At 72.4% G+C, this 12527-nt stretch carries 8 protein-coding genes; 7 read left to right on the top strand and 1 reads right to left on the bottom strand.

Annotated features, from left to right (window positions below):
- Positions 1–592 precede the first annotated feature (592 nt).
- From RAN62_RS40815 to RAN62_RS40800, 4 genes are read left to right on the top strand one after another with little or no spacing between them, the layout of a single operon-like run.
- Positions 593–3727 carry a family 78 glycoside hydrolase catalytic domain gene (locus RAN62_RS40815; RefSeq protein WP_305790273.1) on the top strand — a complete coding sequence of 1045 codons (3135 nt, stop codon included), beginning with the start codon at positions 593–595 and terminating at the stop codon, positions 3725–3727.
- A gap of 13 nt (positions 3728–3740) precedes the next feature.
- Positions 3741–5036, top strand: a complete 1296-nt coding sequence (locus RAN62_RS40810) for an ABC transporter substrate-binding protein (protein WP_305790272.1) — start codon at positions 3741–3743, stop codon at positions 5034–5036.
- A complete protein-coding gene (locus tag RAN62_RS40805; protein WP_305790271.1) occupies positions 5030–5890 on the top strand; it encodes a carbohydrate ABC transporter permease in 861 nt (286 codons plus the stop codon). The genes RAN62_RS40810 and RAN62_RS40805 overlap by 7 nt, the downstream gene beginning before the upstream one ends.
- Positions 5887–6705: a carbohydrate ABC transporter permease gene (locus tag RAN62_RS40800; RefSeq protein ID WP_305790270.1), complete on the top strand. Its 819-nt coding sequence runs from the start codon at positions 5887–5889 to the stop codon at positions 6703–6705. The genes RAN62_RS40805 and RAN62_RS40800 overlap by 4 nt, the downstream gene beginning before the upstream one ends.
- Before the next feature lie 21 nt (positions 6706–6726).
- On the opposite strand, the gene RAN62_RS40795 is transcribed toward RAN62_RS40800, so the two are convergent.
- Entirely contained in the window at positions 6727–8997 is a 2271-nt protein-coding gene (locus tag RAN62_RS40795) for a putative bifunctional diguanylate cyclase/phosphodiesterase (protein ID WP_305790269.1), read from the bottom strand.
- Positions 8998–9155: 158 nt separating this feature from the next.
- Here RAN62_RS40795 and RAN62_RS40790 point away from each other — a divergent pair, with 158 nt between their 5' ends.
- The 3 genes from RAN62_RS40790 to RAN62_RS40780 all read left to right on the top strand — a co-directional run bounded on the left by RAN62_RS40790 (position 9156) and on the right by RAN62_RS40780 (position 12433).
- On the top strand, positions 9156–10025 hold the full coding sequence (locus RAN62_RS40790; protein WP_305790268.1) for a poly(ethylene terephthalate) hydrolase family protein: 870 nt from the start codon (positions 9156–9158) through the stop codon (positions 10023–10025).
- 67 nt (positions 10026–10092) lie between these two features.
- Entirely contained in the window at positions 10093–11559 is a 1467-nt protein-coding gene (locus RAN62_RS40785) for a GGDEF domain-containing protein (protein WP_305790267.1), read from the top strand.
- 22 nt (positions 11560–11581) lie between these two features.
- Positions 11582–12433 carry a helix-turn-helix domain-containing protein gene (locus tag RAN62_RS40780; protein ID WP_305790266.1) on the top strand — a complete coding sequence of 284 codons (852 nt, stop codon included), beginning with the start codon at positions 11582–11584 and terminating at the stop codon, positions 12431–12433.
- Positions 12434–12527: the final 94 nt, after the last annotated feature.

Here is a 12527-nt window from a genome sequence, read left to right as displayed (position 1 = left end):
CGCACGGCCCCGCACCGTCTCTGCCCGCCCGGCGTCGCCCGGCGCCGCCCGCGATGCTACGGAGGTCCGGCGGGGCCCGCGCCCGATTTATCCGCCCGTCATTCGCGGCTCATCCCGGCCCGGCCGGGCCGCAGTGGGAACTCTGCCGCGTCGGACCGGGGTCTCGCTCCGGCGCGGGCGCCGGGCGCGACCAGGTCCGCCAAGCGCCCGGCCCGCTGGGTCGGGGTGGGCTCGAGACGGTCGCGCCGGGCGGGCCGGGCTGGGCTCGGGGCGGTCCCGCTGGTTGGGGTGGGCGCGGGACGGTTTGGGCACCGGGCGGTCGCGCTGCGCTTGGCTGAACTCCAGGCGGTCTCTCTAAATCGGGGCGGGCGCGGGGTGGTCGCGTTGGGGCGGGGCGGGCGCGGGGTGGTCGCGCTCAGTGGGGGCGGGCTCAGGGAGGTCAATATCGTGCTAGTCCAGGAGCAGCACGGGCTATCCGAGCACGGGTGCCGGACGGACGATGGACCTGCGGCTGCAACACCGTCTTAACCAGCACGACACGGACGGGCGGCGGCCGCTTTGTGCGATGAAACGATTCACGCCCGGAGGTCCCATGCCGTCCGCCCGTGCCCCGATTGCCCCCCGCTTCGAGCACCTCGCCGGTCCGGTGCTCGCGCTCGCCACGCCCGCACCGCGCCTGTCCTGGGTGGTGCCGGAGGCGGACCCCGGCTGGACCCAGCGCGCCTACGAGATCCAGATCGTCCGTGGCGACGGCCCCGCGCGCACCTTCGAGGTCGCCGGGGCCGAGCAGGTGCTGGTGCCGTGGCCGGACGAGCCGCTGAGCCCGGGCGAACGGGTCGACGTGCGGGTCCGAGTCCGCGACGACGCCTGGACCGAGTGGAGCGCCGCCGCCCACGCCGAGGCCGCCCCGAGTTGGCACGCCCGCTTCATCAGCCCGCAGCCACAGGGCCCGAGTTCGCAGCCACCGCAGGAACCGAGTTCGCAGCAGTCGCAGAGCCCGAATCCGCAGCCACCGCAGGACCCGAGTTCGCAGCCGCCGCAGGGTCCGGCGCCGGTGCTGCGCGGGGAGCTGACCTTGCCCGGCCCGGTTCGCAGCGCGCGCCTGCACATCACCGCGCACGGGCTCTACCGGGCCGCGATCAATGGCCGTCGCGTGGGCGACCATGAGTTGAGCCCGGGCTGGACCTCCTACGGGCACCGGCTCCGCTTCCACACTCATGACGTCACCGAGCTCCTCGGGCCGGGCGCCAACACCGTCGATGTCGTGCTCGGCAACGGCTGGTTCCGGGGGCGGCTCGGGTTCGCGGGCGGGCGGGCGCTCTACGGCGACCGGCTGGCGTTGCTCGCGCAGCTCGACGTGGTCACCGCCGACGGGCAGAGGCACCGGCTGGCCACCGACGGCAGCTGGCGCTCGGGCGAGAGCAACATCGACGCCGACGACCTCTACGACGGGCAGCGCACCGATCTGCGCCGCCCCGCTGTTCCGGCCGTCTTCCCCGGCGGGGTCGACGTGCTGGACGACAGCGACGCGAGCCTCGACCGTCTCGTCGCGCCGGACGGGCCGCCGGTCCGCGTCACCGAGGTCCGTCCCGCGATCGACATAATTACGGTGCGCGCCGCCAACGCATCCGCCACGGTCAGCCCCGCGAGCGACACCACCACGGTGCGCGCCGCCAGCGCATCCACCGGGGACCGATCCGCGAGCGACGTCGCCACGGTGCGCGCCGCCAACGTATCCACCCGGGACCGCTCCGCGAGCGACATCGCCACGGTCGGATCCTCGGGGGGCGGCTCCGCGGTCAATGCCGTCGATCCGGAGGGGCGGACGGGAGGCGACGCCCCGCCGGAGGTTCGTGCCGTGATCGGGGACGGCGGCGGCGGGAGGGCCATTGTCGACTTCGGGCAGAACGTGGTCGGGTGGGTCCGGCTGCGGGTGCGGGGCCGCGCCGCCGGGAGTGAGGTCGTCGTCCGGCACGCCGAGGTGCTGGAGGACGGCGAGCTCGGTGTGCGCCCCCTGCGTACCGCCAGGAACACCGACACCTACGTCCTGGGCGGGCCGGACGAGCAGGTGCTCGAGCCGTGCTTCACCTTCCACGGCTTCCGCTACGCCGAGATCACCGGGGCGGGCGAGGTGGCGCCCGGCGATGTCGAGGCGGTGGTCGTCGGGTCGGATCTGCGGCGGACCGGATGGTTCGAGACGGATCACGAGTTGCTCGGCCGCTTCCACGAGAACGTCGTGCAGTCCATGCGCGGGAACTTCGTCGACGTGCCGACGGACTGCCCGCAGCGGGACGAGCGGCTCGGCTGGACCGGGGACATCCAGGTGTTCGCTCCGGCGGCGAGCTTCCTCTTCGACAGCGCCGGCTTTCTCACCTCGTGGCTGGCCGACCTCGCCGCCGACCAGCAGCAGGACGGCTCGGTGCCATTCGTGGTGCCCGATGTGCTCCGGCAGCCGGGGCCGGCGGCCGCCGCGTGGGGCGACGCCGCCACGGTGGTGCCCTCGGTCGTGCACGAGCGCACCGGCGATCTCGGCCTGCTCGCGCGTCAGTTCCCGTCCATGCGCGCGTGGGCCGACCGCATCGCCGGGCTCGCCGGGCCGGACGGCGAGTGGGCCGGCGGGTTCCAGTTCGGCGACTGGCTGGATCCCACGGCGCCGCCGGACAATCCGTTCCGGGCGGCGACGGATCCCGACGTGGTGGCCACGGCGCATCTGGTCCGCTCGGCCGACCTGGTCGCGGCGGCCGCCCGGCTCCTCGGGGATCCGGCGGCGGCCGATCGGTATGCAGCCCTGGCCGCCCGGGCCCGCGCCGCCTTCGCCGCCGAGTACGTCACCGCGCACGGCCGGGTGCTCGGCGACGCGCCCACCGGGTACGCCCTCGCGCTGGCCTGGGACCTGCTGCCCACGGTGGAGCAACGGGACCGGGCCGCGCGCCGGCTGGCCGATCTGGTGCGGAGCAGCGGGTTCCGGATCGCGACCGGCTTCGTCGGGACGCCCCTGATCGCGGACGCGTTGACGGGATCCGGGCACGCCGGGGTGGCGTACAGGCTGCTGCTCCAGACCGGATGTCCCTCCTGGCTCTATCCCGTCACGATGGGCGCGACCACGGTGTGGGAGCGGTGGGACAGCATGCTGCCCGACGGCAGCATCAACCCGGGCGAGATGACATCGTTCAACCACTACGCGCTCGGGGCGGTGGCCGACTGGTTGCACCGCACGGTCGCGGGTCTGGCGCCGGCTTCTCCCGGCTATCGCACTTTCCGCGTACGCCCGGAGCCCGCGCCCGGTCTGACCCGGGCCCGCGCCCGGCACCTGACCCCGTACGGCGAGGCCGAAGTCGCGTGGCAGCGCCGGGCCGGCCGCTTCGAGCTGCGGGTCCGCGTACCCGTGGGATCCACAGCGACCGTGCACGTGCCCGGCGGCGAGCCGGTCACCGTGGCGCATGGCCTGCACACCTTCGAGGCGGACGACCCCGTGCGCGAGCCCGGAGAGCTGCCCGGCGGCGCGACCGTCCGGGACGTCCTCGACGCCGAGCCGGTCTGGCGGGCCGTGGTGGTCGCCGCGGTCGCCGCCGGGGCCGCCGCTGACGAGCCCGGAACAGCCGCCCGCCTCGCCCGCTGTCTCGACGCCCCCGCGTCCGACCTGGCCCACGCCCTCACCGCCGGCGGTTTCGTCCCCGGCGCCGAGGCCCTGCGGCACCGCCTGGCCGACCTGCTCCCCGGCAATTGAGAAGGAGATCCCCATGAGACCGCACATCATCGTCGCCGCCCTGACCGTTCTCGCGTTGTCCGGATGCAGTGCCGGCTCGCTGGGATCCAGCGAGGACGACGGTGACGGCGTCACGCTGTCGTTCCTCGTCGACAACTCGGAGACGAACTCGAAGATCGCCGAGGGGCTGGCCAAGGATTTCACCGCCGCCAATCCCGGCATCACCGTCAAGGTCGAGGTGCGCCCCCAGGGCACCGAGGGCGACAACATCGTCAAGACGCGCCTGTCCACGGGCGACATGACGGACGTCTTCCAGTACAACTCCGGATCGCTGCTGCAGGCGCTCGCCCCGGACAAGAACCTCGTGCCGGTGGACGACCCGGGCGCCTTCGACGAGAACTTCAGCACGTCGGTCACCTCGAACGGCAAGGTGTACGGGGTTCCGTTCGGTGGATACAACGCGGGCGCCATTCTCTACAACAAGGCGGCGTTCGCGAAGGCCGGCGTCTCGGTGCCGGCGACCTGGGCCGATTTCATGGCGAACAACGCCAAGCTCAAGGCGGCCGGCGTCGCCCCGGTCATCCAGACCTATCAAGAGACGTGGACGTCGCAGTTGTTCGTGCTCGGCGACTTCCACAACGTGTCAGCGGCGGAGCCGGGCTTCGCGGACGCGTACACCAGGAATCAGACGAAGTATGCGACCTCGCCGGCGGCGGTCAAGGGCTTCCAGCGGCTGCGGCAGGTGCACGACGCCGGTTACCAGAACAAGGACTTCGCCTCGGCCAAGCTCGACGACGGCATCCGGATGCTCGCCGAGGGGACGGGCGCGCAGTATCCGATCCTGTCCGGCTCCATTGCTCAGCTCACCGCGAACTTCGCGGACAAGGCGAAGGACATCGGCCTGTTCGCGATTCCGGGCGACGACGCGGCGAAGAACGGTCTGACGGTGTGGGCTCCCGCGGGCGTCTATCTGCCTGCGAGCACGGAGGGCGCCAAGTTGGATGCCGCCAAGAAGTTCCTGGCGTTCATCGGCAGCGCGGCGGGATGCGATTCGCAGTCCCAGGCCTATCCGCCCACGGGTCCGTACGCGGTCAAGGGGTGCACGCTTCCGGCCGACGTGCCGCAGGCGGTCAAGGACATGCAGACCTACATCGACAAGCCGGGCGCTTCGAGCCTCGCCCTCGAATTCCTCTCGCCGGTGAAGGGCCCGGCTCTGGAGCAGATCTGCGTCGAGGTCGGCTCGGGCATCCGCACTCCCGAGGCGGGCGCGAAACTCTACGACGAGGACGTCAAGAAGCAGGCGCAGCAGCTCGGGCTGGACGGATGGTGAGGCGGTCGCCGTACCCGCAATGGTTCTATCTGCCGGCGGGGGTGGTCTACGGCGTCCTGTTCGTCGTGCCGACGTTCGCGTCGTTCTATTTCAGCCTGACGCGGTGGACGATCTTCGAGTCGCACTTCATCGGCCTCGACAATTTCGTCGCGTTCTTCCGCGAGCCGGCGCTGGTCAGGGGCTTCACCAATACGCTGATCTACGGCGTGGTGACCTCGGGCGCCAAGGTGGTGCTCGGGCTGGCGCTGGCGGTGCTGCTGACCAGCCGGATCGTGGCGCGGGGCTGGCTGCGCTCGGTGGTGTTCTTCCCGGTGCTGGTCAGCACGATCGGCGTCGGGCTGACCTTCACCGTGCTGCTCAATCCCGAGCGCGGCCTGGTCAACCAGGTGCTGGGCGCGGCGGGCGTCGACGGTCCCGGCTGGCTGACGAATCCCTCGTACGCGTTGCTGTCGGTCGCCATGGTCGACGTCTGGAAGGGCGTGGGGCTCGCGACGCTCATCTACATCGCGGGCATCGTGTCCATCCCGCAGGAGTACCTCGAGGCCGCCCGGGTCGACGGGGCGAGCGCGTGGTCGGTCTTCCGGAGCGTGATCCTGCCCCTGGCCCGCCCGGCCACGGTCACCGTGATCATCCTGTCGCTGATCGGCGGTCTGCGCTCCTTCGACCTGATCTGGGCGATGACCCGGGGCGGCCCGGGCTTCACCTCCGACGTGGTCGCCTCGGTGATCTACAAGCAGTACCAGGCGGGCTTCGCGGGTCTGTCCACGGCGGGCAACGTGGTGCTCTTCGCGGTGGTCACGGCCATCGTGCTGCCGCTGTCACGCTTCCTGAACCGCAAGGAGGTCGAGCTGTGAGCCGTCGCAACTGGCCGCTCAGCATCGCGGCGATCCTGGTGTCGGCGGTCGTCTTCCTGGTGCCCTTCGCCTTCATCCTGCTCATGGCGGGCAAGGACCGGGCCCAGGCCGCGCTGCTCGACTTCTCGTGGCCGGCGCAGTTCCGCTTCGTGCCGAACTTCGTGGACGTGGTCGAGGCCCGCGACTACATGCTCATCATCGCCTACATCAACAGCACGATCCTGACCGTCACCGCCGTCGCGGGCATGGTGGTGCTGGCGGCGATGGTGGCCTTCGTGCTGCAACGCCGGCCGGGGCGGCTCCACGGGCTGATCAATTTCCTGGTGCTGGCCGGACTCATCGTGCCGCCGGCTGTCGTACCGACGATCTGGGTCTTGAAAGGGGTGGGCCTGTTCGGCACGATGCCGGGGCTGATCCTCGTGGAGATCGCCTTCGGCCTGTCCTTCTGCGTGCTGCTCTTCCGCGCCTTCATCGCCACGATCCCGCGCGAGCTCGACGAGGCCGCGGTCATCGACGGCGCCGGGCCGCTGCGCCTGTTCTTCCGGGTGATCTTCCCGCTGCTGCGCTCGGTCATCATCACGGCCGTCGTGGTCCAGTCGGTGACCGTGTTCAACGACTTCGTGAACCCGCTCTACTTCCTGCCGGGCGACCCGACGGTGCAGCTGACGCTGTACAACTTCGCCGGGCAGTACACCGCCGAGTACAACCTCCTCTTCATGAACATCCTCCTCATCACCATCCCGCCCCTGATCATGTTCCTCTTCTTCAACCGCCGCATCGTGTCCGGCATGACCTCCGGCGCCGTCAAGGGCTGAGCGGCGTCCGGACGCGGGCGATCAGCCGGTGCCTCGAACGGACGACGGCGTGGCGAGGGCGGCGGGCACGGCGTCGGCGACCAGGGGGCGGTGGAAGTGGTAGCCCTGGCCGAGGCCGCAGCCCATGTCGGCCAGCTCGCGGGCCTGCTCGGCCGTCTCGATGCCCTCGGCGACGACGGCCATGTGGAAGGCCATGCCCAGGCGGACCACGGCCTCGGCCACCGAGCGGGCGTCGGGGTCGCGTTCGATGCCGGTGACGAAGGAGCGGTCGATCTTCAGCGTGTCGACGGGGAGGCGGCGGAGGTAGCTCAGGGCCGAGTAGCCGGTGCCGAAGTCGTCAACGGCGATGCGGATGCCGAGGTCGCGCAGGGCTTCGAGGCGGGCCACGGTCAGGTCGTCGGGTTCGAGGACGCCGCCCTCGGTGATCTCCAGGACCAGGTGGGCCGGGGAGAGGCCGGTCTCGCCGAGGATGCCGCTGATCACGTCGACCAGGTCGGCCCGTACCACCTGCTGAGGCGAGAGATTGACGCTCACCTTGAGGTGCTCGGCGCCCGGCACGCCGGCGTGCCAGGCGGCGACCTGGCCGCAGGCCTCGCGCAGGACCCACTCGCCCATGGGCACGACGGCGCCGGTCTCCTCGGCCAGGTCGACGAAGGCGCCGGGCATGAGCAGGCCGCGGACGGGGTGGTTCCAGCGCACGAGGGCCTCGACGGCGATGACATGGCCGGTGGCGAGGTCGACGATCGGCTGATAGTGCAGGACCAGTTCGCCGGCCTCGACCGCGCGGCGGAGCGCGGCGTCGCGGGCGCGGCTGTCGAGCTCGGGCGTATAGACCTGGTAGCGGCCGCGGCCGGAGCGCTTCGCCGTGTACATCGCGGTGTCGGCGCGGCGCAGCAGCTCGTCGCCGTCGCCGGCCGGGTCGCCGGGCGAGTGCAGGGCGACGCCGATGCTCGCTTCGACGGCCAGGACCCGATCACCCAGGATCACCGGGGTACGCAACGCGTCCACCAGCCGCTGGGCGATGCGCTCGGCGGCGGAAGGGCCGGGCAGCTGCGTCAGCACGACGGCGAACTCGTCGCCCCCGAGGCGGCCCGCGGTGTCGCCCGCCCGGATGACCGCCCGCAGCGCCACGGCCACGGCGTTCAGCACGGCGTCGCCGGCCTCGTGGCCGTACATGTCGTTGATGGGCTTGAAGCGGTCGAGGTCGATGAGCAGCACCGCGGTGCACCGGCCGTCGCGCGGCGGCTGGGCGGTCACCTCGGCGAGCCGGCGGTTGACCAGGGTGCGGTTGGCGAGGCCGGTCAGGGGGTCGGAGACGGCGAGGATCTGGTTCTCGCGCAGGGCGTACATCTGGCGGGCGACGACGAGGGCGGTCAGCAGGACGGCGCCGAGGATCATGCCGCCGAGGGGGTAGATCCCCTGCCCGCGCGCGAGCCAGCCGAGCGTGCCGTAGGCGAGGGCGATGGCCCCGTACGGCAGCCAGTTGACACCCGTCCGCCCGGCGGGCGCGGCGACCGGGCCGCGGGTGCGGAAGCGGCGGTGGGCGGCGAGCGCGAGCAGGTAGTCGCCGGTGAGCCAGACCGGGTCGATCCACATGCCGGCGGCGAAGCCGGTGTGCAGCTGCACATAGCCGTACGCGACGTCGCCCACCACGAAGAGCGCCACCGCCCCGGCCAGCAGCCGGACCGTGGGGTCGGCGGTCGTGACGCGCCGCAGCAGCAGCATGGCGAGGGCGAGCACGAGCAGCAGGTCACCGGCGGGCAGCGCGGCCGTGTAGAGCACCTCGGCCACGCCGGCGCCGTGGCTGACGAGGATGGGGCCGAGCGCCAGGTACCAGAGGACGACGGCGGCGCCGACGAGCACGATGAAGGAGTCGAGGGCCAGCTTCACGCGCTCGGCCCGGCTGCGCCGGACGGCGGGCAGCAGCAGCAAGCCGGCCAGCATGAGCGGGACGAACAGCAGGAAGAAGTAGTCGGCCACCGAGGGGAACGGCGGGTCGCCCAGCACGCCGTCCTCGACGAACCAGGAGACGTGGGCGACGACCCGGCACAGGAACGCCGCGGTGAGGATCGTCCAGGCCCGGCGGGCGGCCGGCTCGAGACCGCCGCGGACCACGACCCGCAGGGCCAGCAGCAGGATGAGGACGGACATCGGCACGTACGCGCCGTCGACGACCAGGGTGCGCAGGCGCTCGCTGCCCCAGCCGCCCAGGGCGAAGACGACGAAGCCGCCGAGCAGCACGCCGCCGCCGCGGACGGCCAGTGCCGCCACCTGATCCCCCGAGAGCCGCATCCGTGCCACGCCCTGCCATCGGCGGCGCGGTCGCGGGGCTGAAGGAATGCATCGTGACAGCGCTGCCATACCGCCGGGTAACCGGACCGGGCGGGATTACCGAAAACGTCACGGGCGCGTCATGGTATTGACACACCTCGATGAAAGGCCCGGTCCGCATGTCCTCACTCCGCTCTCTGCGCGCCGCCGCGATCGTCGCCGCCACCCTCACGGCCACGGTCGCCGCCGGTCCCGTGGCCGCGCAGGCCGCCAACCCGTACGAGCGTGGTCCCGCCCCGACCACCGCCAGCATCGAAGCCGCCCGGGGCTCCTTCGCCACCGCCACCGTCACCGTCGCGCGCTCGGCCGTCTCCGGCTTCGGCGGCGGCACGATCTACTACCCCACGAGCACAGCCGAGGGTACGTTCGGAGCAGTCGCCATCTCACCCGGCTTCACCGCCTCCCAGTCCGCCGTGGCGTGGCTGGGCCCGCGGCTGGCGTCGCAGGGCTTCGTCGTCATCACCATCGACACGCTCAGCACGCTCGACTCCCCGGACAGCCGGGGCACCCAGCTGCTCGCGGCGCTCGACTACCTCACGGGCAGCAGCTCGGTCCGGACCCGGATCGACGCCACGCGCCTCGGTGTCATGGGTCACTCCATGGGCGGCGGGGGCAGCCTCGCGGCGTCGCGGACCCGGCCGGCCCTGCAGGCGGCGGTGCCGCTCACGCCGTACCACACGACCAAGAGCTGGACCACCGACCGCGTCCCGACGCTCATCATCGGCGCGGAGAACGACACGGTCGCGCCGGTCGCCTCGCACTCGGAGCCGTTCTACACCAGCCTGCCCGCGACCTCGGACAAGGCGTACCTGGAGCTGAACAACGCCTCGCACTCGGCGCCGACGTCCACCAACGTCACCGTGGCGAAGTACAGCCTCTCCTGGCTCAAGCGCTTCATCGACAACGACACCCGTTACGACCAGTTCCTGTGCCCGGCGCCGTCGGGCTCGGCGATCCAGGAGTACCGCGACACGTGCCCGCACTCCTGAGAAGCGCAACGTTCCGGCACCGGTGCGGGACCACGGTCCCGCACCGGCTTGGCCCACGCTGACCGATGTGAGAAGAGCCCCTGCCTGGCAGCTGTGCCTGGGCGCAGCGCCCCTGGCGATCGCGCTCTACTACTGGCTCGTGACCCTCGGCCCCGGCTACGCGGTGGCCCAGACCGCCGTCTACGCCGCCGTCAACCTCACCCTGGCCGCGACGGCCGCGCTCACGGCCAGGACCCATCCCACGGTACGTACTCCGCTCCTGCTCGTCGCGGCCAGCGCTCTCGCCTCCGTCGCCGCCGACGTCACGTTCTACTTCCTGGCGCTCTCGTCGGGCGACGTCGCGTATCCGAGCGTCGCGGACGTGGGCTACCTGGCCGCGTACCCGCTGCTCGCCGCCGGCCTGCTCGGCATCGTCCGCCGCCGCACCCCCGGCTGGAACCTCGCCAGCGCCGTGGACGCGGCCACCGTGGCCGTCGGCACCGGCTACCTGGTCTACGCCCTGGTCATCGAGCCGACCCTGCAGGTGGGCGCCCGCGACCTGCCCACGCTCGTGTCGGTCGCCTATCCGGTGGGCGACCTCATGCTCATCGCCACCGGCGCACGGCTGCTGCTCGGGGCGGGCCGCCGGACCGTGGCGCTGCGGCTCTTCGGCGTCTACCTCGGCGGGGTCCTCTACGCCGACACCACGTACAGCGTGCAGAGCCTCGACGGCACCTACCGGGTCGCCAACTACCTCGACGCGGTGTGGATGACGGCGGGCCTTGCGTTCGCCGCCGGGCTGCTGCACCCTTCCTTCCGTACGATGATCGCGCCCGCACCCGCCGCCACGCCGGACGCCACCCCGGCCCGCCTCGTCGTGCTCGCCCTCTCCGCCCTGCTCGCGCCCACCACCGTGCTGGTGCAGCACCTGCGCGGCAACGACACCCCGGTCGTCGTGGCCACGATCATCTGCGACGTCCTGTTCCTGCTGGTCCTGGCCCGCATGGCCGGCCTGGTCAAGGCCCAGCGCGCCGCGGCCATCACCGACAGCCTCACCGGGCTGCACACCCGGCGCTACCTCAACGAGACCCTGCGCACCGAGTACGCGCGGCACCAGCGCTCCGGCCGCCCGGTCGGCCTGCTGCTCCTCGACGTCGACCACTTCAAGGCGGTCAACGACGCCCACGGCCACCACGGCGGCGACCAGGTCCTCATCGAGGTCGCCGCCCGTCTCCGCGGACTGGTCCGCCCGGGCGACATCGTGGCCCGCTACGGGGGCGAGGAGTTCGCCGTGGTCCTCCCCGGCGCCGCCCTCGACGAGACCGCCATGGTCGGCGAACGCGTCCGCCGCGGCATCGCCGCCGCCCCGATCACCGTCGGCGACGACAGCCTGCACCGGGTCACGGTCTCGGTCGGCGTGGCCGGCATCCCCAAGCCGTGCTCCGGCATCGACGCCCTGGTCCACGCGGCCGACCACGCCCTCTACGCCGCCAAGGAGGCCGGCCGGGACCAGGTCGCCGCGGCCGGACCCCGCCTCGCCAAGATCGCCCATTGACGGCCCGGGCAGACTGGGGGTCGTGGAACGTCTCGAGTTCGGCGCCGCCGTGCGCCAGTTGCGGGAGAGCACAGCCCCCGAGGTGGTCGGGCTGCCGGCCGGCCGCCGGCGGACGCAAGGACTGCGGCGCGAGGAGCTCGGCGAGCTCGCCGGCATGTCCGCCGACTACGTCCGCCGCCTGGAGCAGGGCCGCAGCCACCCGTCGGCCGGAGTGGTCAACGCCATCGCCCGCGCCCTGAGGATCGGCCGCGCCGACTACGAGCGCCTGTCCGCCCTGGCCGGATACGCCGCCGCCGACGGCCAGGTCCCCACCGAGATCGGCCCGGGCGCCATGCGCCTGCTGGAACGCTTCACGGACACCCCCATGTTCGTCTCCGACGCCGCCATGAACCTGGTCGCCGTCAACAGCGCGTTCCTGTCCCTGGGCCACTGGACCCTCACCGGCGACCCGTGGGAGTGGAACATCGCCTGGCGCACCTTCTGCGACCCGTTCAACAGCTTCCAGCAGTCCGCGTCCGACGCCACCGACCACCAGGCCATCCTCGTCACCCAGCTCAGGAACGCCCTGCTGCGCTACCCCGCCGACACGTCCCTGGCCGCCCTGATCGACGAGCTGCGCACCGGCAGCCCGCTGTTCGACGCCCTCTGGCGTACGCCCCGCCCGGTCGCGGCCTACGAAAGCGCCGCCGCCTTCGTCCACCCGGACGCCGGCGCCGTCACCCTGGTCGGCAGCCTCCTCGCCATTCCCGGCGACGACCTGGCCGCCCTGATGCTCACCGCCGCGCCCGGCTCAACCGACGCCGCCCGCCTCGCCGAAATCGTCGGCGCCGGCGAACCCTCCATCATCAAAGTGGCCCCGCCCGGCCCGCAGTGACCGCCCCCGGTTCCGCTCGCGTCACCGCGCGGCGGGCGTCAGCCGCACCCGCCGGCCCGCAGTGACCGCCCCCGGTTCCGCTCGCGTCACCGCG

The sequence above is a fragment of the Symbioplanes lichenis genome, assembly GCF_030709675.1.
GTDB lineage: Bacteria > Actinomycetota > Actinomycetes > Mycobacteriales > Micromonosporaceae > Actinoplanes > Actinoplanes lichenis.
The sequence above is the reverse complement of the archived record's forward strand: the minus strand, read 5'-3'. Positions and strand labels throughout refer to the sequence as shown.

What these genes read in the sequence shown, in the direction of transcription:
- RAN62_RS40815 (WP_305790273.1), top strand. Translation starts at nt 593, where the DNA reads ATGCCGTCCGCCCGTGCCCCGATTGCCCCCCGCTTCGAGCACCTCGCC.
- RAN62_RS40810 (WP_305790272.1), top strand. Translation starts at nt 3,741, where the DNA reads ATGAGACCGCACATCATCGTCGCCGCCCTGACCGTTCTCGCGTTGTCC.
- RAN62_RS40805 (WP_305790271.1), top strand. Translation starts at nt 5,030, where the DNA reads ATGGTGAGGCGGTCGCCGTACCCGCAATGGTTCTATCTGCCGGCGGGG.
- RAN62_RS40795 (WP_305790269.1), bottom strand. Translation starts at nt 8,997, where the DNA reads ATGCGGCTCTCGGGGGATCAGGTGGCGGCACTGGCCGTCCGCGGCGGC.
- RAN62_RS40790 (WP_305790268.1), top strand. Translation starts at nt 9,156, where the DNA reads ATGTCCTCACTCCGCTCTCTGCGCGCCGCCGCGATCGTCGCCGCCACC.